Source organism: uncultured Aquimarina sp. (assembly GCF_947495315.1).
Taxonomy (GTDB): Bacteria; Bacteroidota; Bacteroidia; order Flavobacteriales; family Flavobacteriaceae; genus Aquimarina.
This window is the reverse complement of the sequence record NZ_CANLYD010000010.1, coordinates 146243-167655: the sequence shown is the minus strand read 5'-3', so window position 1 is coordinate 167655 and position 21413 is coordinate 146243. Positions and strand designations below refer to the sequence as shown.

Annotated in this window: 19 protein-coding genes; 1 reads left to right on the top strand and 18 read right to left on the bottom strand. The window is 31.2% G+C overall.

Translation table 11 applies throughout. The features are described from left to right. Nucleotides 1-2: 2 nt before the first annotated feature. Nucleotides 3-1790 carry a phage baseplate assembly protein V gene (locus Q0910_RS17685; protein ID WP_299219255.1) on the bottom strand — a complete coding sequence of 596 codons (1788 nt, stop codon included), beginning with the start codon at nt 1788-1790 and terminating at the stop codon, nt 3-5. A 448-nt stretch (nt 1791-2238) separates the two neighbouring features. Beyond that, complete coding sequence (locus Q0910_RS17680; protein WP_299219253.1) at nt 2239-3711, bottom strand: hypothetical protein; 1473 nt, start codon at nt 3709-3711, stop codon at nt 2239-2241. A 251-nt stretch (nt 3712-3962) separates the two neighbouring features. Between Q0910_RS17680 and Q0910_RS17675 the strand changes: the two genes are divergently transcribed. Further along, nucleotides 3963-4826: a hypothetical protein gene (locus Q0910_RS17675; RefSeq protein WP_299219251.1), complete on the top strand. Its 864-nt coding sequence runs from the start codon at nt 3963-3965 to the stop codon at nt 4824-4826. 163 nt (nt 4827-4989) lie between these two features. Here the strand turns inward: Q0910_RS17675 and Q0910_RS17670 are convergent, their stop codons facing one another. The 16 genes from Q0910_RS17670 to Q0910_RS17595 form a co-directional block, all read right to left on the bottom strand. Further along, nucleotides 4990-6093, bottom strand: coding sequence for a WG repeat-containing protein (locus Q0910_RS17670; RefSeq protein WP_299219249.1), 1104 nt, complete (start codon nt 6091-6093; stop codon nt 4990-4992). A gap of 41 nt (nt 6094-6134) precedes the next feature. Beyond that, nucleotides 6135-6758: a hypothetical protein gene (locus tag Q0910_RS17665; RefSeq protein ID WP_299219247.1), complete on the bottom strand. Its 624-nt coding sequence runs from the start codon at nt 6756-6758 to the stop codon at nt 6135-6137. 73 nt (nt 6759-6831) lie between these two features. Continuing rightward, entirely contained in the window at nt 6832-7521 is a 690-nt protein-coding gene (locus tag Q0910_RS17660; RefSeq protein WP_299219244.1) for a hypothetical protein, read from the bottom strand. A 72-nt stretch (nt 7522-7593) separates the two neighbouring features. Beyond that, nucleotides 7594-8247 (bottom strand): hypothetical protein, encoded by a 654-nt coding sequence (locus tag Q0910_RS17655; RefSeq protein ID WP_299219242.1) that lies wholly within the window; start codon nt 8245-8247, stop codon nt 7594-7596. Between the two features lie 26 nt (nt 8248-8273). Next, complete coding sequence (locus tag Q0910_RS17650) at nt 8274-8546, bottom strand: hypothetical protein (protein ID WP_299219240.1); 273 nt, start codon at nt 8544-8546, stop codon at nt 8274-8276. Beyond that, on the bottom strand, nt 8543-9154 hold the full coding sequence (locus Q0910_RS17645; RefSeq protein ID WP_299219238.1) for a hypothetical protein: 612 nt from the start codon (nt 9152-9154) through the stop codon (nt 8543-8545). The genes Q0910_RS17650 and Q0910_RS17645 overlap by 4 nt, the downstream gene beginning before the upstream one ends. Nucleotides 9155-9633: 479 nt before the next feature. Then, nucleotides 9634-10230 carry a hypothetical protein gene (locus tag Q0910_RS17640; protein ID WP_299219236.1) on the bottom strand — a complete coding sequence of 199 codons (597 nt, stop codon included), beginning with the start codon at nt 10228-10230 and terminating at the stop codon, nt 9634-9636. Between the two features lie 39 nt (nt 10231-10269). Continuing rightward, nucleotides 10270-10842: a hypothetical protein gene (locus Q0910_RS17635; protein ID WP_299219234.1), complete on the bottom strand. Its 573-nt coding sequence runs from the start codon at nt 10840-10842 to the stop codon at nt 10270-10272. 15 nt (nt 10843-10857) lie between these two features. Beyond that, nucleotides 10858-11586 carry a hypothetical protein gene (locus Q0910_RS17630; protein ID WP_299219232.1) on the bottom strand — a complete coding sequence of 243 codons (729 nt, stop codon included), beginning with the start codon at nt 11584-11586 and terminating at the stop codon, nt 10858-10860. Nucleotides 11587-11593: 7 nt separating this feature from the next. Then, nucleotides 11594-13717, bottom strand: coding sequence for a hypothetical protein (locus tag Q0910_RS17625; RefSeq protein ID WP_299219230.1), 2124 nt, complete (start codon nt 13715-13717; stop codon nt 11594-11596). An 8-nt stretch (nt 13718-13725) separates the two neighbouring features. Next, complete coding sequence (locus tag Q0910_RS17620; protein ID WP_299219228.1) at nt 13726-14382, bottom strand: hypothetical protein; 657 nt, start codon at nt 14380-14382, stop codon at nt 13726-13728. Then, a complete protein-coding gene (locus tag Q0910_RS17615) occupies nt 14379-15911 on the bottom strand; it encodes a PAAR-like protein (protein ID WP_299219226.1) in 1533 nt (510 codons plus the stop codon). Before Q0910_RS17615 ends, Q0910_RS17620 begins: the two co-directional genes overlap by 4 nt. Next, nucleotides 15904-16791 carry a hypothetical protein gene (locus tag Q0910_RS17610; RefSeq protein ID WP_299219224.1) on the bottom strand — a complete coding sequence of 296 codons (888 nt, stop codon included), beginning with the start codon at nt 16789-16791 and terminating at the stop codon, nt 15904-15906. The genes Q0910_RS17615 and Q0910_RS17610 overlap by 8 nt, the downstream gene beginning before the upstream one ends. A 17-nt stretch (nt 16792-16808) precedes the next feature. After that, the gene (locus tag Q0910_RS17605) at nt 16809-17882 is read right to left on the bottom strand and encodes a DUF2931 family protein (protein WP_299219222.1); all 1074 of its coding nucleotides are present in this window, start codon (nt 17880-17882) and stop codon (nt 16809-16811) included. Beyond that, the gene (locus Q0910_RS17600) at nt 17875-19359 is read right to left on the bottom strand and encodes a DUF2235 domain-containing protein (RefSeq protein WP_299219220.1); all 1485 of its coding nucleotides are present in this window, start codon (nt 19357-19359) and stop codon (nt 17875-17877) included. The genes Q0910_RS17605 and Q0910_RS17600 overlap by 8 nt, the downstream gene beginning before the upstream one ends. A gap of 49 nt (nt 19360-19408) precedes the next feature. Then, nucleotides 19409-21193 carry a phage baseplate assembly protein V gene (locus Q0910_RS17595; protein WP_299219218.1) on the bottom strand — a complete coding sequence of 595 codons (1785 nt, stop codon included), beginning with the start codon at nt 21191-21193 and terminating at the stop codon, nt 19409-19411. Nucleotides 21194-21413: the final 220 nt, after the last annotated feature.

Genomic DNA, 21413 nt, shown 5'->3' with positions numbered 1-21413 from the left:
TATTAACCGCAATTAAGGTTTAATAATCCTCCTTTTACATTTGTCATTGCAGTACCATCAATATCGGTCATACCTTTACTGGTAAGCTTTAATTCAGCTTTTCCTTCTACCAATGTACTTGGTGCTCCAATTTCTACTTTAGCTTTGCTATTTACAGTAACTTTTGCACTTCCATCGTTTAGAATTTCTTTAGAAGTAACATTTACGTTATTAGTACCATCGATGTTTACAGTTTCAGAAGCGTTGATATTAATTTCTTTGGATGAAAAATTAATTTTTTCTGGAGCGCTAATGTTTATTTCTTTTTTAGAAGTATCTAAAATAATTGAGTTACCGTTTTTGTCTGTTATAGTTATGGTCTCTTTTCCATCTTCATCAGAGAATGATAGTGTATGACCACCTCTGGTTTTAATAGCTTTGATATCGTTCTTTTCGGTTTTCCAATCACCTGCGTTACTACCACCGGTAAAGAGTGCTCCCATAACATAGGGTCTTTCTGCATTGCCACCTTCAAAACCTACAATAACTTCTTCATCTTTCTCGGGTGTAAATTGAAACCCTTTTCCGCCTCCAGCGTGAGGAGTTAACACACGAAGCCAAGGAGTTTCTTCTCCAGTTGCTTTTTGCCAAGGAAATTGAACCTTTATTCTGCTCATTCCTTCAGGATCTGCATTATCCATTACAGTTGCAACTTGTGATTCACTTTTTGGAAAGGCCATCATATTGGTGTTAGGATATACATCCAGATCTGCGGTTACACCCACAAAACGGTTTTGGTATTTTCCATTTTCTGTAGAACTATGTGAAACACTAATAATTCTGAAACTTCCATAATCAGATTGTTCTCCTTTTATTTTTACGACTTGTCCCAGATTTACTCCTGGATTATCGCTTGTTCCATGGATTTGAACTTGTTTTATTTCAGTAGCTTTTTTTTGTTGCTCGACATGTTTATCCAATCGTTTCTTTAATTGCGGATCGTAATAAGAGTTAACGTATACACTCGTTTCTTTTGCAAAGATTGCATCGCTTTTCTCACTTGTAAACCCATTGAATCCATTAACACCAGAGTTTACCTGAGCAGTTGCCATTTCGTGTTGCTCATCTGTTAGATAATCGTTGGTGAAATATTTAAAGTTATTAGGAGTAGGGTTGAGGTTTAAAGAGAACTCTTGTAAATCGTGGCCATAATTTAATTCTGTAGTATCTTTATCCTCAGGTTTTCCGAATACGAGTTTACTTCCATCGTAAAAGAACCATTCACTGTATTGTGCAGCCAGTCTACTAGCATACTCAAAAGCACTTTCATTATGTTGTACACTATAATGAAGAGTTTCAGAATTCTGCGGGCTAATATTGGTTTCGAGTTTGGATTTATCATATCCCTGAAACGTTTTGTCTAATATTTCAGAAAGTCCTACGTCACTATGGGAGTCATAATGAGGCCCATCATCGGTTATAATACTGCAACTGTGAGCTTTTATAGAAACCATGTCGCCATTTTGCTGGTGAAACCCTTTGGTATTGCTAACTGAAGTTACTATTCCCTTAAATTCCAGTTCTTTATATCCATTGGTGGTGTCAAGAGAAGAAACTTTTACTGTCAAAATTTCACCTAGATAATTTTTACTTTCGGATGCTATTTCTCCTGAGATATTTTCTAATACATCCATTCTGCATAAAAGTTCAAGAACGTGATGCTCATCGAGTTCCTGATGAAGCATTAACCTTTTATATGCAGATATTGGAGATCCGCCTATGAATATTTGTGTGTTTGATTGCAGAGCCATAATTTCTCGTTGTTTTCCGTTTTATAGAGTACCCTAATAATGAAATCTTATATGTATTAACATTTAGTGTACTATTACCTTATATAGTTAACTTTATAGACAACCTGAACGATTTGGGGAAGAGTTCTGAATATATAAGAATTGTCTAAAAAGTGTCAAAAATAGTATTTAACCAATCTATCATAAAAATACTTAATTTTTTAAAAGTGTTATAGTTAACAAAGTTATTTTTACGTTTTCTTACACAAAAATGGGTTGTTTTCCCCTTTATTTTGTGTGTTCAACCTTATATACGAAGTGTAGTATAATTGTTACCCTAAATCTTAAAAAAAATGTTTTATGTCTGTCTAGCGAGAATTTGTATGTGGTAGTGTTGATTTTGTACAAAACATCGATTAAGTTTTATTGATGTTATTGTATCAATATGTTTTAAACTCTTTATGATGGTTTAATCTAGTATTTTAATATGTATATTCTGATAGGATTCATTATGATTTCCAGAGCTTTTCCACATCGTGGCAATTGGAGTTGCTTTAACTAAAAAGGAGGTATTAGAAGTCCAAAGAATCTCTGTGTTTTCATAGTTTTGAGCCCAAAAACCTATTTCTACTTGATGCTTTAATGTAATTTGATTTTTATTATCAATCTTATAAACAAAAAACTCAGAACTATTATTATACGGATTGAAATAGAAACAGATTATTGTTTTTTTATCTGGTGAAATATGTGGGTAATTTGGGAATCTGCTTTTTATTTCTCCATTATTTTGATCGACAAAAAAGAAATCTCCTTCTTCAAAATAGCTTCCTTCTATTAGGTAATAATCAAATGATTTTAAAAATCCAATATACTCGTAAGATTCCGTACTTTCCAGATATTCGGTATTATCAACGAATATTTGTTTCTTTCCATTTGTTAGGGGTAGGGTTATTCTACCTTTTTCTATTATTACTTCATCATTTTTAGAAATAAAGTTGGTAGGAATACTATTGGATGGTGTGTCTAAAATAATGGAGTATGTATCGTCTAAGCAAACCCTTTCTCCGCTATTAAAAGGATCTTTATCATCTTCGATGTGCATATTAGCGCAAAGTTGAGTATTATATAATTTTAATGTTGTATCCTCAATAAGATATCCATCGAAAACATATCTTCTTTTATTATAACCAGATTCATAATTACATATTTCTACTATAGAACCATTCACTGTTTTACCGTTATCATTTATAGATAGTTTTTTAGTAGTGTGTTTTATAATATTTACCTTATCTCCATAAAGTAATTTTCCAATTTTATTTCCGTTTTCATCTCTAACATTAAGACCATTTAGGGCTTGTACATATTTTACGGCTAATGGATCAAAATAATGAACACAAGTATCGGGTACTTCTCCGTTGTAATATTCTTTTTCACTTATTATTTCACCCGTATTTTTAAAAATGAAGTTTATATATTCTATCTGTTCTGGTTCTGTATATAACGCATCCATTCTATGAATACGGTGTCGAGTAATAGTACTTTCTGATAAAGTCCATCCCTCGGCATTTTCATCCATTGCAAGTTGTTCTGAATCGATAAAATTATATTTTAAATCGTAGTTTACCAGTGTTGTATGAAGTTCTTCTCCCCAATAATAGTACACTACCCAAGTATTATAATTTTCTGATAATTTTAAGTTGTAAAGAACTCCACAATCTAATTGTTCCCAATCCTTAGTTATTTTATCAAAATGCAACGCTTTTTTTTGAACTTGGTTAATATGATTGGTAGGTGCGTATTGGTCTAATTTCGTTTTTTCTTCGATAGGAAGTTCTTTGGTCGGGTAGTCTTTTAAAAAGCCATAATCAAAATGCTCCTGCCCAAATGAAGAAGTTTTACTAAACAGAAAGAAGAAAATCGAAAGTAATAGATATTTGTTCATTAGTTATTTGAAGTCTTTATTTATAGTTTAATAAAAGTGATGTTCTTTTATTATTGTATATAATATCCAGAATGTACTTATCATTTACTTTGTTTAATGATAATCTTGCTTTTGAGATTTACAAGAAAATAGAACAACTACTAGTATAATTAGATAACTATATTTTATAATTTCTGTTTTAGCATTAACAATGGAATTCTTACCTTCGAAAGGTAAGAATTATGTATTAATCAAATTAAGTTATTTATTATATGTTTTCTAAGTCTATTAGTTTTTTGTTAGTATTTTTTATTATCTCTCCTGTTCTTTTAGGACAACAAGTTGACAATGATTTTATAGCTGGAAAATGGAAAGTTGAAGAGGTAATCGTTCCAGAAAATAAATTCAACGACAAAAGAGAAAAAAAGCTTTTTGATGAATTAGCTAAAACTGTTTTGCATTTTAAGGGAGATGGACATTTTTTATTTATTTATGATGGAGAAGAGCAAGAAGTAATAAGAAATATCAAACAGTTAGAAAATTCTAGATGGAATACTATTGAAGGGAAAAATGCCATCTTGTTAGAGAAAGGAGCTCCTTTGGTTATTATGCCGGTTGAAATTGGCGAAAACATTATAATCGAATTTTTTAGACCTATCAAGTTTCAGGTGTCAAAGATTGAAGATGAACAAGTTAATTTTCTGCCCAAACCAATAATTACACCAGAAAATGTTGTAGCAGAGCAAAAGATTGATTCTGTTTTTAAGGAGGTAACGGTAGAGAAAAGAAGTCTTGAAGACTCAGTAGTTACAGAGTATCCGGTTTTAGAAGGTTGTGAGGAAAAAAAGGGTAGTAGCTGCTTAAATAAAGTTATTAGTAGGAGTATTTCGGACTCTTTGGATTTGAAAAAATATAGTGCGTTAGCTGATCTTAAAAGAATTAAGGTATTTGTTTTTTTTGCTATTGATAGTGACGGTGTCATCAAAAATATAAAAGCAAAATCTCCAGATGAGACCTTAACTTATGATCTCAAATTAATTATAAACAACATTAAGGTGATTATTCCTGCAAAGAATACCGATGGAGAACCTATGCTAAGTACCTATGCAATTCCTGTAACATTAATGGTTCAATAAGGTATGAACATAATCTTTTACTTTTGGTATAGTTCAATTCTAGATCCCTAAAGGTCATACTATTTTTTTGTCAGAAGGACTTGTAAACGTAATTAGCTGATCTAATACATATATGTTCTTTTTTAGAGATTGTTAAATAGTAGTGTATTCTGGATATATAAATTTAGTTTTTGATCTTCTGATAAACAAACTTTCCTTTACGATCTATGTAACCAATGTGTTTATCGTCTTCAACATATGCCACTCCGATCGCAAAATCTTCAGCAGATATAAAAACTGGATCAATTATAATTTCCCCTTTTTTGTTGATATATCCGTATTTTCTATTCATTACCATACGTGCAATACCATCCTGAAAAGGGTATAATCTATCAAATTTTGGCTGAATTACAAATTCTCCATTAGTATTTATAACACCCCATTTATCATTGATTTTTACTCTGGCTAGATCATCTTCAAAATTAGCAACACTTTCATATTTTAGAGGAATTGTTATATTTCCTTGTTTATTTATGTAGCCTCCTTGATCATCTATACGAACCGGTGCCAATTCACCTATAAAATCACCAACTTGTTCGAATTGAGGCTTAATAACCATTCGCCCTTTTTTGTTTATAAACCCAAATAAATCTTCATCAATACTAACTGCCGCAAATCCATTAGTGAAGTTACCTGCTTTTTCGAATTGTGGTTTTATGATTGTCTTTCCTTTTTCATCTATATAAGAAAATAAAAAGCTTGTTGTGTCCACTACACGAGCTACATTTTCTTGAAACGACAACCCATAATTTAACATAGGATCAACGACATATTCTCCTTTTTTATCAATAAACCCATATAGATTATTAATACTAACCAAGGCCATTCCGTTGTTATATTTATGAGGGAATCCTTCGAATTTAGGTTTTACAATATATTCTCCGTTTTTATTTATATATCCTAACTTAAAATCAACTTCTACGCAGGCTATTCCTTCTGAAAAATTGTATACTTTATCAACATTAGGTTTTAGAATAATTTCTCCTTCTTTATTTATATAACCACGCGCATCAATAGCGTGTAGTTTAACGGCAGCCAATCCTTCACTAAATTTTAGTTGGGTTACTTGTTCCTCATTATTTTCGTCTAGGTAGCTATATAAGGAGTTCTCTTTATTAAAAACCTGATATCTGCCATCCGTATAATCCTGAGAACAATTTGTGAGCGTAATAAAAATGGCAATAATACTTAAATTTCTTTTGATACTCTGGTATTTCATTATTTGCATTATCGATTATATTTTTTTAATTGTTTTGTTTTTGAAGAAGGCTAAGAATTAGGTGGATCATATAATACAAAAACTTTTTTTTCGGAATCCATAATTATCCGTTTTTCATTATCAGTATTGATAGCTTTTCCTATTATGATAACGGTCTTGTTATTTTTAAGCCATTGTTCGGTGAATCTTCTATTTCCTTGTCTTTTGGATTTGGGTTTAGACCACGATCTGATTTCTAAATCTTCACATGATACTAACATTTCTCCGGATTCATCTTTAATCAAAAAAGAGTTGCAAAAAACATTATTTGATAGCGTGGAATATGTTGCTTTGCTTTTTCCTACCCCTCCTGATCTGATATACCTAATACTTTCAGTTTTATGAGAATATGCAATACATTCTTTTTTCTTTATATCTGTTATTAGCGAATCGATAGCTTGAATAGTACCTTTAATTTTAACCAATCCATTTTCAACATCTTTTATATTAGTAAGTGGAAGTTCTTTTTTTAACTTAATAATAGTTCTTTGCTCTTTATTTGGTACCAAGAACCATATTACGATCAATATAAATAAAATTATAGCTCCTAAAATAACTCCGAAATAATCAATCAATACTAAACCTAAAAGTATAAGGAATATTAGTTTTGTGAAGTTGAGAATTTTGTTTTTCATTCAAAAAATAAATAAGAAAAATGATAATGTACTTAATAATTGTAAAGTATAATTAAAAATATATTTATTGTAGTTATTTAAGAAAGCCATTTACAAATAAAAGGATTAAACCAATAAGTAATAACATAAAAATTAAACCATATTTACTTATTTTATCAGGGAGGTCGCTTTTAGATAATTTATCAACCAATGTATCACTAATTACTAATTCATTCTCAGCTTTTTTGATAATCAATTCATTCTTTTTATTATATATTGCTGTTCCAATTAGGATATATTCCTGATCATTCGGTAATAGAAGGTTTTCTGTGTGCATAGCGCCTGATATTTTTTTATCAGTCTGATTCACGTTAAGAAGAAATATTGAAATGTCTTTAGCTTTAACTTTGATCTTAGCAGTATGATCTTCAATATAAAAATCATTACAAGCCGTATCAGAAGATATTGTCTCCCATTTCATATGCCTATCACGCTCTTTTGATTCAGATATTACTCTATCTATAGAACTTACACTTCTTTTTCTTGAAGAATTAAAACGCATAATAGAATAGTTGTATCCTACGCATTCTGATCCCGTCATTGGAGAAGTCATTGTATTGATTTGTTTTAGTTTTCCTCTTATTTCAACAAATCCAGTTGATATGTCTTTGATATCTGAGATTATTGGTTTTATTCTGTTTTTCTTTTTTTTTCGCTTTTGAGATTCTCCTATAATTATGATTATTGCAAGAAATAAGAAAAATAGTATTATTGAGGAGTTCATTGTTTTATTTATGATATATAAAATGAAGATAGATTATTATTAAATTCTAATTATTTATTTAGATTTTTGACATTAATAAAATTCTGATTCTTCATCATAACGGATATAATACTTCCAATCTTTTTCATATTCATAATTCCCTATAGATAAGGATGTCTCCTTATCTGTTATATACAGATAAACTTTATACGTTTCATCCGCGTTTTTTAGATTTGAATTTCCCTGTTCATTTTGACTCCAAAATAATAAAATCTGTTTATCATTATTATTCCAAAAATAAGGGTTAAAACTTTTTTTGAAACGATTTCTGAACTCTTTACTTACCTCAATCTTGCTATATTTCTCATTTATTCGATTCGTTGAGTTTATTAGAGTTTCTAGGTCCACGTGAAAGCCTACAGCGCAAATACTCACAAGCCTATCCTCATTATCTACTCTCATATGTATGCGCTCAAACGGAATTTTATAAAATTCGGCGACTTTTCTACCAAGCATATAATGCCCTTGATTGTATTGAATCCCGAATTTAGTATATCCACCAGAGAAAGAGTTACCTACTTTTACAGTATCTGCACTTGCATCATATTCTAAGGATTCTTCATAGAATTTATGAACACTAAAATTGGATGATAGATTATCAATTTTTAAATTTCTTTTATTCAATGTTGGTTGACAACCAAGTATCAATACTAATGTAATAAAACAAAAAAGTAATCTATATTTCATACTATTAATTTTCATCCTTATTTTCTTTATTTACTATAAAACCATACTAATAGGATCATACCTAGTGAAATCATAAAAGATATTTTCCAAAATATTCCGGTGGGCTTATACATAAAATATAAAATGGTTGTTATTACCAATAATACTAATGTAATTCCTCCAAAAATAAGCATCCTGATAAATCCTCCAGGAACATGAGAATGACCGACAGAGGGTAATAGATACCATATGGAGCTTATGATTTGTATTAGTATAAGAGGAAAAATTGCTTTTTGTTTTATTAAATTTCCTGCTATCATTTTATATATTTTTCTTTATATGATTCTAAAAAGTCTAAAGGAATGTAAGATGGCATTTCATAATAATCTATTCCTTTTTCTAATTGATACCATACTTTTGCTGTAAGAGAACCTCTTATTTCATCTAGTTGTAATTGTTCTATCTTGTTTTGTTTTTCTTGATTACTAAACCACCTATTTTGGATAGCGATCTGCTTTGGAAATTGATTGCTTTCGATTTCATTAAATTCCCCTTCAGTTGTTGATTCAAAAAACCTAAAACTTATCTTGTTAAAATCTGTTTCTCTATCAAAATATATGATGTAAAAATGCTTATTGTAATATTTAATAGAAATTGGAGTATATGGCATCTCATCTTCATATTGTACTCCATCATACTCAAACTCTATTGCGCTTTTTTGACCTCCGCCACCCCATCCTAGGCCATGACCTCCAAAATATCCTCGCTGAGAACTCATTAGATCTACTGATAATTCAGTATTTGGAGCAATAGTTATATCTTCTGTCCATTCCTTGGTTTCTCTTCTAAAAAGGAAGCACAGAATTAAGATGATACCTATCAGAACTATTCCTAAAAATATGAGACTTATTTTTTTTAAAATTTTCATTATCAATTATTTTTTAGAAAGATCTTTATTCTGGATTGGGTTTAAATTTGTCAAGACTTCCAACTGCTTTTTTTATCTAAAATAGTTACACTTTTTTACCCTTACCAAATTTGTAAATAGTACTGCAGGCTTTTTAGTAATACATTTTTATTGATCTGGAATTGAAAACTCTAAATTTAATACATTTTAATCTTTGATGGTTTATTCTACAGTTTCCATTTTATTCCTGAAATGTAATTGGATAGCCTTTAAGATAGAAAAGATTTCTAAGCTTGACTAGTTCTCATATAAGAATGAGTTTCATAAGGAAGTAAATCAAAATACTCCTGCCCAAATGAAGAATTAATATAATAGTTTATTTCCTTGGATAGTACTTTCTACTTATGAATCAAATATTGTTAAACTCCTTATCAATCATTTTTCCAGCATTTTCTAAACTTTCGCATTGGGTCTTGAGTTGTTAAGTAGAACTAGAAAAATTAACAAGGAAAAAAGTAGCGTAGTTCAACAAGTTTGTTATTATGAAATTTAAATATGTAAATATCATCAGATAAAGGATGTGTCATCATATTAATGGTTGCAATTCCATTTTTTTCTTCATTCTTATTTTTTGAAAAAGATATAGGAAAGTCTTCTTTAAAATTTAGCAAAGTATAATTTTTTGAAAAAACAACGTCGTTATGTTTAATCGTGAAATTGGAAAGTTTTAAATCTATTTCTCTGAATGCGTAATTAGTTTTTGATACTTCAATTTCACAATTTAAATAATACCATATTTCATTAGAGCCTTCTATGATAGCACCACAATCGTCTTCTTGTTTTCTGATAGAATCCGCTTTTTTTATTAAAGATTTTAGAATTTTTATTTCTCCTTCTAATGGATAACCATTGTTAATAAACATGATTTTGGATAAATACTCAACTTCAGATTGTTCGGTTAAAACAGTATCTTGTTTTATTTTTGAAGAAATACTATTTTTCTTAATATCGGGGTTGATTTTTTGAGAATTTATCTTTGTTGTACATGCACTAAGAAATAAAATAAATAACAGTACAAAAGGATATGTTGTTTTCATCTAATATTATGTTATTTAGAGTTCTCAAAGATAGCATTGTTAACCGTCAAAATCACCACAATCAATACCGCCAAATTTTGAGATAATGTTCTCCTTTGCCAGATGTTTGCTTATTCGAATCTCATCTGAAATAGTTCCATTTATTTTTAGTTCGTACAAGGATAAATTATTTATAAACTTTGTAAGACTTAGCTCAGTTAAACTGTCGTTTTCTAATTTAAAAATTAGTCTTTTTTCTTCAGGTTTAATATTCGTAATTTCAAATTTCAAATTAATCTTTGGGTCATAATAATTACTAATTATTAATTTGGTTCTATTTATTTCTATGACACAAAGGTCACTAGAATAACAGGCACCTGTAAAGTCTACTGAATATTTTTTATACGGATCAACTTCCTTTTCATCTTGATTTGACTCCATTCCAATAAGTCTATGACCAATTAATTCATCGATACTAAAACTATTTTGACTCTTAGTTATAGCGTTGTTGATTTCTTCTTCGACCTTTTGATTAATGGTATGACTAGTAATATCATTAGCTTGCTGATTATCTTTGCAGGAAACAAATAGTATAAGTAAAATTAGACTCCAGTTCAGTATCTTATTGTTCATTAGGAAGTGATAAATTTAATTAGGTATTCCTACTATTTTACCTTCTTCAGTTATCTTATATTTTTCTATACCCGAAAAGATCGCTTGTCCTTCTTCATTTTCAGAATAATATCTAATAGAGATAGTATAGTCATTATCTATAAAAAATAGTTTAGTTTTAGCATAAATACCATCACTATAGTCATAATAAATGTTAGTAGCGTCCATTATATTGAGGTTTTTATCTAGAACAACAATATCTTTACGGTTAGTGAAAATCATATTTCCATCATAATCTAAATTGGATGATTTTCCTTCAAAAATTAAAATTGTTTTATTCCTAGAGTATGGAATTTCTTTTACTAATTTGAAAAAGTCATAGCCTTTTTCTGATTTTAGGAAAAAAGAATCTTTAAGTTCTTTTGAATCAGATATTTCAGGTTTGTAAAATGAGTTTAATCTTTGATTTTTAATAATGGGAAAGTTTGGACTTGCAATTCCATTGATAGTATCGTAATACTTAAATATTTCAATCAGTAAAGAAGAATTCTTTGTAATTTCACTATTTATGTTGTTTAATAACAACTCTTTTTTTCCTATTGGTAGTTTTGTTTTTAAACTATCTTCTTGTATTATATTTATATTATGATTAATAGCAATTGAATCACTTTTGCTAGTGTCAATATTTTTTGTATTGTTCCTACAACTAGATAATAAACTAATTCCTACGAAAAAATATATAATTACTAAACTAAGCTTTGTCATATCTATGTTATTTGTATTTTCCTACAAAACCTCCAGAGTGAAGGTGATTGTTATGTAACTTACCACCATCACTGGTATGATTAAAGGCTTTTTTTGATTTTCCACGTAAGATGGTTTTGAATCCAAATTTATGCATTGCATCAATGAATTCTTGATCTTTGGTATTATTTCCTAGGTAATTTGTATCCACACTTTGCCCATTTACGTGACTAACACTAGGATATGATGTTCCATCTTTTTCACAACTTCCTCCAGATTTAATAGGATATTTGAAGTCGACTAAAGCACCAATAAAACCAGCAAAGTGTTCAGGACCACAATATCTTCTTTGTGTTTTAGTAAATGAATATATGATTTTTTTATCTCCAATATTTTTATTGAGACTATCAGGCATTTTTATTATTAGTAGTTTGGAACTACCTTTTTTATAGGTTACCAATCTATAGCTAGTACCTTTGTCTGGATTATTAAACTTCCCATATGTCCTTATTGTTCCATCCGGATAAGAATACTTTTTTCTACTAGCCGCATGTGAATAAGTTACTATATTATTTGCATCGTATCCTGATTCAACAGTATGAGCTGATTTTTTATCATTGGATTTTCCTTTCAAACGCTCATCTATTTCATATAAATCACAATCTACAATATTAAATATATCTCCATTGGTATCGTGATACCTATATTTAACCTTTTTAAGGGCTTCAAAATTTAATTTACTGATATGTCCGTCGTGATAGATATGAATAGTGTTAGGAGTTTCTAACTTAAAATAATTCTTAAACTCCTTGTCAATCATTTCCCCAGCGTTTTGCTCACTTTCACATTGGGTGGTTAACCATAGATTAGTGGTTTCACGTTTAGCGATTTTAGGAGTCGGCGCTTCTTGTAAAGTTGTAGTTCTTACGTAATCTGGAGAGGTACTGAGTCCAGGAGCTCCTCTAAAAGGTTCTATCTGTACTTTTTTGCCTTTTAAAGCCTCGTCAAAAACAATAGTTAGTTTATTTTTGCCATCTACAAGTTCCATTTTAGCATAAGTATATAAACCCGATTTACTTTTGGACTCTATATAGGTACTTTTTTTATCTGTTTTAGATTCTCCTTGCACGTAAAAAGACCATCGTATATTATTTTTATCTTCTTCTTTTGCTTCAGTAGTACTTTCTATATCGAGAATATATTCTACTTCTTCTCCAATAACTGCAGTTTTGGGAGCATTAATTTTTCCTGCAGGATAAATTTTCTTTTCCGCTGTATTATCAAAAGTTAATGTGGTAAAAGTTTCGGCATCTCTGGCAGTTTTGCGATCTTCTGCATCCTTAATAGCTTTCTTACCTTCTTCAGTTTCGTCTTCTCGGATATATAAAGCTTCTTGCCAACCTTCAAAACTTTTAAAAGCATCTTCGCCTTCAGTTTTGATCTTGTCTTCTTTAGGGCGTAGTTGTATTTTCTTGATTCCTACTTCTATCTTATCACCTTTGTCTTCTTCGTGCAATACAATAGCGCCACCTTCTTTTTTACCGTTTTCTTCTTTTACATCAATCTCAATCCAATCGCTGACTTCTGTATCTGTAGTAGTATCTTCTTTTTTGGCAAAAACTAATACTGGTAGCACATCATCTTTGGTTTTCAGCAATTTTAGATCACTTTCTTTTTCATAGATCTTGATCTTTGCTTTTTTGTCCTTTAGATTTTTGGTTTCTGCAATTAGGTATACTTGATATCCCATCGGGGCAGAAGTAATTTTAGGATAGGAAATTTTCTCTACGGTTTTAAATACATCTACAGTAATCGTGTCATCTTTTTTATAAGAAGTTGCTGTTAGTTGAGCAAAAACTAAAGCTTGAGTAGTGTGTTTGTTATTGCTTTTTTCGTCTGCATTTACTTTTTTAAGAATTACAGAGGCTATTTTGTTCTTCTTGGCAGTTGTGCTAGTATCATTAGCTCCGCCAAACGTATAGGTGTGGGTTCCTGCAGCTTCTTCTATATTTTCTATTTTCTTTTCTGCAAAATAAGCCATTATCACTTCTGGCTCATCAATATTTTCTAGAGTTAAGGTCTCATTGTAAGTAAACCTTCTGTCAGCCGCAGTAATGGTATCAATAACTATTTCTAATTCTTTGGTGCTCATAGACTCTTTTATTTATAGTTTAATAAAAGTGATGTTCCTTTATTATTGTATATAATATCCAGAATGTTCTTATTTTGTTTATCTATAATGTGATATGTAAACGGATCATATTGAAGCTGGTAATTTAAAGCTTTTGTTTTTTCTAAAGTTTGAGATAACGCTTCTAAATTAAACTCTTCCGTATCCAAGTGTAAGCTACATTGATTATCGTCTTTTGTTTCTTTTATGGAAAACGAAGAGGATGTATAACTATCGCCGATATTAATATTTTTTATAGCAAAAGTCTCCTCGTCAAGTTCGTAAATCATCACGATATTCTTGTCTTTTACTTTGTTTAATGATAATTCTCCTGGAGGTGTATATAAATACAAATCGGTAGCAGTTAATGAAAGGGAAGTGCTATTACGATGTTCATCAAACGTCTTGGGAGTATCTTTTACATAATCAGATTTTTTTAAAGAGTCTACAAAATGTTTTTGATCTTTAATTTCGTTTATGACATAGTTGTTTATTTTTTTTAATCCTTGAAGATTGTTCTCTAAATTAAAAATATAGTTAGCGTCATAGTCATTTAAAGAGGTATAACGAATTTCCATTTCTTGCTCTTGCGATTTACAAGAAAATAGAACAGTAACTAGTATAATTAGATAACTATATTTTATCATAATTCGATATTTAGCATGATTGCAAATGGTTGAAATTTGCTTTTATCTTCTACATTTTTAAAATGTTGAAGACAAAACATAGAAACCAATCCAGGGATCCATTGTTTTGCCATTCCATCAGCTCCTCCATCTTCCCAGCCAGCTCCAAATGTGTCAAAAAACGAAAGATTAGTAATAGTTGCACCTATTTCTCCATCTTGTTCATATATTTCGTAATTAGCCAAACATCCTTGGATACCACCTACAAAAGTGGCAATTTCATTGACATTAGGATTTAAACCTTGTAAAGCACTGTAATACGGTAAACTTGTTCTAAAATTATAGACCTTTTGAGGATTCTTGGTTACATAGTTGTTCTTTTTGTATTGATCCACCAATTCTTTTTCCAGTGCGGGAACAAAATCATTTTTGAATTGGTCCGAATCTTTTATTTCTCTAACTGGATTAGAATCATTATCAAAAATAAAGTTGCTTCCGTGTCCATCAAAAAAGTGATTTGCTAAATCTCTTCCGTTTTTACCGAAACCATCTTCTATATCAGAAAAACTCCATAACACTGCTTTCATTTCCGTTTTGAGCATAGCGGTAGGGTAGGACTTAGTTAGATTGATGTTTTTTACATCATAATCAGACATTCCATTCTTTTTCATCAAACTTTCACTAGGTGCATCTGCATATATCCAGTCGTATGCTCGTTTACCTTTAGAGTTAACAATGATGATTTTACCATTTTCATTAATACGATTTCCTTTGTTAACTACTCCTGTTTCTAAGATTACTTTTTCAGATGTACTTTGGCTTGATGTGCTATTATTTGTGGTACTTGCAGGAGCAGGAGTTGAATTAGTAGAGGAGTTTTCTGTGCTTTCGGGTTTGTCAATACATACTAAATCGAGTGCTACAGTACCATCTGCTTTTACATTTCCAGCATATAATAATTCACTTTTTCCTTCTTTTATTTCCTTTCCATTTTTTGCTTTTACTCTTACTTCTACTTTTTCGCCAACTTCCATGTTTTCGGTCTGAACAAACATGGTAGCTTTTTCTCCATAATTGATTCTATCAATTTTTTCCTTTCCGGCTTCATCCATCCAGTAGCTTTCTACTACTTTGGGTGCTTTATCATTGCCCATCATAGCACCTGGAATCGTCATTGCTATTTCCTTGAATTTTTCACTTGCATTACCTCCAGTATTGATTTGCATAGGCTGCATAATGGTTACTTTACCACCAGTACCGCACATGCATTCAGAATCTTCGTATAAGAATTTTTTACTTCCGCCTAATGTTGAGGTTTTGGTAGTTTTTGTCCATTTCTGTAAGGCTGGAATACAAGGTAAGTATCCACCACTGGTTGGTTTTAGTTTACATTGTCCGAAAGTAGCAGGCACCTGTACATCCATATCTGTGGCTTTAAATTTACCTTGGATTTTTACTTTTTGATTTTGCGTTACTAAAAGCTTAGCAGGCACAAATCCCTGATTGCATTCTAGTAATGCACCATCTAATACATATATTTTACTACTCATCTTTTTCTAAATTAAAGGTTATGGTAGTTGTTTTTTTATATAAATCCTTTACTTCGAAGGAGTAATTTAATTTCCCTTGGGTTACCAATCCAAATTTTGGTTTTACTTTATAAGTACCTTTATACTCAAAATCTAGGGTATGTTTTTCACCAGGAGTGGTTGGTAATTTCCCTAAAAATCCGTTAAGTTTAGCTAATGGAAATTTTTTATGATCAATATCCATCTCGGCATCTGATGTAATCGTTACTTTAGTGAATCCAATGTCCTGTTTGGAGATCTTTTTTTGTTCCAAAATCGGGATGTCAATATTTCCAAGGGCATTAGCAGTTACTTTAGATTGTTCAATTAATTTTTTATCTTCAAATTCTTGATAAAAAATATTCGAAAAGAAAAACTGATAAAAGTTATCTTCTAAAAACACTTGCTGAATATTATCTTCTTGTAATTGCCAATCGAAATCACTCGTCATTTTAAGCAAATCAGGGTATTCTTCTAAAAGGTCAATTTTTACCTCTTTCCATTTTTGTCTTATTTCTTTGGTATTAACTATTTTGTTTAGTTTAAAACTTTTATCAACTTTAAGTTCTAGTATATCATTAACCGAAGCTACTTTTAATGCAATTTTTTGAGCTTTGTCCACTTTACGGATAATGCTAAATTTTTCATTAAGTAAAAATCGCTTTCTTACTTCCATCTTAAAGTTTAGCAATCCATCCTGATCCATTCCATAAAAAGTAAGATCAAATTCGATTCCTACTGCCGAGTGAGATTTGTTTTTTCCTTGTTCTATATGATTTACTACTTCTGCCGTATAGGTGCGCGTTACTCGCTCTCCGTTGAGTTTGATGATTTGGGCGATATGAGATAGGGAGCGTTGCATTGTTTTATAGAATTCTGTTAATTAGAAGCTTCATATACTTTTATCGTAGCTTTTTTTAACTCTAAACGTTCAACGTCACTTTCAATAAATACTTTTATATTACTATTGTATTTATCTACTTCAAAATTTAAAACAGCCTGTTTAACTTTAGGGTTTGCAAAGATTTTATCAAAAGTTTCATACATTTCATTTTCATCAAAATATATTTTACTTCCAAATTCATTTTTGTTTTTATCTACCCAATAAAATCGGGTATATTTTGGAACCGCAAAATCCTGAAAAGATGTTAGCGATGGATTTTTGCTAAACGTATGTATGCTTTCTCCATTAAAAAAATCAATAAGAGTTTTTGTTGCTTCTGCTTGGCTGTTAAAATTATAAACCGGTTTCCATGAGTAACGTTTCCTGTATGTTTTCCAGATATCAGTTCTAATACCAACTTCATTTAATTTTTTGAGTTTATCTTCTTTTAGACTATTTATTCTATTAGAAACATAGGTTTCTCTATCCAAAGTAGTGTTCGGTGATAAATCATTAATTTCCAAGTTGATTTCTTTGGCTATATATTGTCCTATTTCTACAGTTGAACCTGCTCCTAATAGCCAAATAGACACAATCCCTCCAGGAGCCATGCCCACTACTATTCTAGAATAGTTTTCTTGTTTATTTCTTCGATCTAGAAAGCCTTTTTCAAAAAATCGTTGGATTTCTTCTGAGGGTAAGTCAAAATCACCACTATAAAACTTGTTTTCAGCATAAGAAATCCAAGTGATTTTTAATTTTCGGGGTATTGGTTTAAGATCATCTCCAACTATATAGGTAGATCCTATTTGCCCCCATCCATTATGAACAGTTCTGCCACCACTAGGTATTTCTATCGAGTTTCCGTCTTCCATAATAAAATATCCTTCTTTAATTCTAACGGGATATATTTCTGGAGCACATTCCGTGGGTAGCCACTCGTATTTCTTATCTTTTTGGGTAGTTGTCATTATAGATCCAGTTTCTGGTATATTAATTTTATCTGAATTTTTACAAGAATTCAGATAAATCAAGGTTAGTGTTAAAAATAAAAAATATCCTCTAGTCATTTAAATTCCCTTCTAGTGTTCCTCTCGTTCTTACACCATTTTCTCTATTAGGTTTCATAGGAGGCACAACTCCTAGTACTCGATCATTATAGTGTGCAGAGAAGTGGAAATATTCGTTACGTAATGCTTTTAACATTTCCTCATCCGCTGGACTTGTAAAGGCTAGTTCCTCATTCTGATCATTTACATATTGATCTAAACGTTTTTTAACATCCGTTAGTTTAACACGCTTACTAGCGTCGTCAATAATAGGATAATCTTCGATAATTAAATTTTTATCGTACTCTAGTTTTTTCTTTATGGAATATTCTACCATAATATGTAAAGGGATATAGCTATATTTATTAGATATTCCTGTTCGTTTGGCTTTGAGGGTTCCCCAAACATCATCTACCCAAATTTGACGTAGATCATCCAAATACCATCCTTGTTGGATAAGTCTAGTACGTTCTTCTTCTAGTTTAGGTAAATATCCTCCATAGTCCAGAGTAACTTCTTCATCAGCATTATCCGTATAGCCTCCTCCGATATCTGAATGTACTCCCGGGAGATATTTTTCTTTTCCTCTGGCACTACCAATTTTAGTTAACATAAAATTACTTCTATGCTCATCATTCGCTGCTAACTGGAATGTAAAACGAGCTTTCTTTATAGCGTCCAAATTAAGTTGTTCTACATCATTTTGATGATATACTCCAAAAGAGGCTACAGTATCATATAATCCCACAAATCTAGCTTGAGGTTTGAGCCTGGTTTCTAGACCAAGTTCTTTTAATTTCTCCCCTAAGACGCCCCCATCTTCTTGGTATAGTTGCCCTGTGTACTGATACAATCCGTCCATTAGGATCTCTTTTCGATCTCCTTTTCTTTGATTAATTTCAAAAACAAAATTTCTTGCAGCAGCAGCTCCTCGGCTAAAACCATAAGCATCAATCTGAATACTATTTATTTTCTCAACTCCTAACTCATTAATTAGTTTAGCAATTTCCTCACATCCTTTTTTTACTTTCCCTTTAACTCCGGTCGCACCTTTTCCCATACTTTTCCCCCAGGTACTATCTCCTTCGTGATCTTCTGTCCCGATACCTTCTATATAGATAGAAAGTTGATGTTTTTTTTCTTCATTTATTTTTTCATAAGCAGGTTCCATTCTGGATACATTAGAATAATCATTATCATAACTCCCCGTTCTTTTAATACCAATCCAATTCGTGTATCCGTCAGCAGAATTTCTGTCATATGGTTGACGGTTAGTTTTATTAGTATATTCAAGCCTTGCTCTGGTATTGGCTCGATTATTTAAAGTTCCATCAAAAAAAATACCGACTATTATATCAGCAGAGTCTTCTGGAGTTAACTCGTCATATTCAGCATTACCAACATGAACCGGAGCAGTTTGTACATTTACTCCACTAAGTACATTTTTACTAGTCTCTTGTGCTCCTGATGCTGCCGCTGTTAATCCAATACTTCCCATAAATTTTATTAATTATAGCAAACTTTAAAAAATAACTTCCAAAATGAGATTACTCTCCATACTCCACCGTTTCTGCACTTGCAATGGTAATTTTACCGCCGGCATTCGTTTTAATCTCACCACTCGCATCAGTTGTTATTTCCTGAGCCTCTTGTTTATACTCACTACTTATTACCTTAATGGTTTCACCAATTTGGCGATCTTCATTAGTAGCACTAATAAAATAATCTTCAGAAATTGTTTCGTTTTTATTCTTGCCAACAGATATATCTAAATTTTCATCTACGTTTATCTGCATGTTTTTGGCATTCAATGTCATATTTTCTCCAGCGGAAATAGTAATGTCATTATTAGCAGTATCTATATGAATTATATTTCTGTTCTTATCCGTAATCATAATAAATTCTGCTCCATCAGCATCGTTTAGTTCTACAGTATGACCGCTTCTTGTTCGTAAAGCTTTTACGTCATTACTCTGTGTGTTCCAACCAGCAGGATTAGCTCCTCCGGTATACAGTGTACCTAATACGTAAGGTCTTTCTGCGTTACCACCTTCAAAACCAATTAGTACTTCTTCATCAATCTCCGGAATGAAATGAAACCCTTTTTCTCCACCTGCGTGAGGAGTTACAATTCTTAACCAAGGTGATAATTCACCATTTTGTTTTTGCCAAGGAAACTGTACCCTAATTCTTCCGATTCCGTCTGGATCACTATTTTCCTTCACAATTGCTACCTGGGTTTCGCTTTTTGGAAATGCCATCAAGTTTGTGTTTGGATATACATCCAAATCAGCAGTTACTCCTTCAAATCTATTTTGATAGCGTCCATTCTCTGTATTTGTGTGGGTAACACTGGTGATTCTAAAACTTCCATAATCAGCTCCATCGCCTTTAATGCTTACCACCTGACCAATTTTCACACCTGGATTATCACTTGATCCTTTAAATATTACTTGCTTTATCTCTGCAGCCTTTTTCTGCTGTTCTACATGTGTATCTAATCTTTGTTTTAGAGAAGGATCGTTGTAGGAGTTTAAATATACATTAGTCTCATTTGGGAATATTTCATCCCCTTTATTACTAGTAAATCCGTTATATCCATTAACTCCAGAACTTATTTCACTAGTGGCTTTTTCGTGTTGTCCATCTGTCAGGTAATCATTGGTGAAGTATTTATAACTGTTAGATGAAGGTTTTAGATCCAATGAGAATTCCTGTAAATCATGACCGTAAGTCAGTGTAACTTCTTCTTGATCTTCGGGTTTACCGAATACTAAAGCACTTCCGTCATAATAAAACCATTCACTATATTGTGCTGCTAATCTACTGGTGTATTGAAAAGCACTTTCTTTATGCTGAACGGTGTAATGAATATTGTCGGAACCAGAAGGGTTAAAAATAGTTTCTAATTTGGATTGGTCGTATCCTTTAAAAGTTTCATCTAAAACAGTTGCCAAATCAACATCATTAAAAGAATTGTAATGTGGTCCGTCATCTGCAATAATACTACAGCTATGTGCTTTTATGGTCACCAGGTCACCATTTTGCTGATGGAATCCCATAGTACTGTTTACGGAAGTAACGACACCTTTAAATTCGAATTCTCTATAACCGGATAGCGTACCTAATGATGATATTTGGACTGTGATAATTTGTCCAAGATAATTTTTGGTTTGAGATGCTATGTCTCCTGTAATATTCTCCAGAACATCCATTCTGCATACTAATTCTAATATGTGGTGCGCATCAATTTCCTGATGTAGCATTAATCGTTTGTAAGCATTTATTGGTGATCCGCCAATAAATATTTGTGTTGTAGATTGTAATGCCATACTTTTTGTTTTTTTAGTGATTCATCAGCTTGTAGTAAGTTGATAATACCGTTTTACTCAGTTTTTATAAAGTTACTATTTTAAAATTAAAGCCCACTAGCGTCTTGGTTTTTCATTAAAAATAGTATCTGTTTTTTTTGTTTATTCTTTGGAAAAGAAAAAGGTTTAGATAAAGGTTCAAACGTCGAAGATGTTTTTGTTCAAAAACTTCTTTTTATAA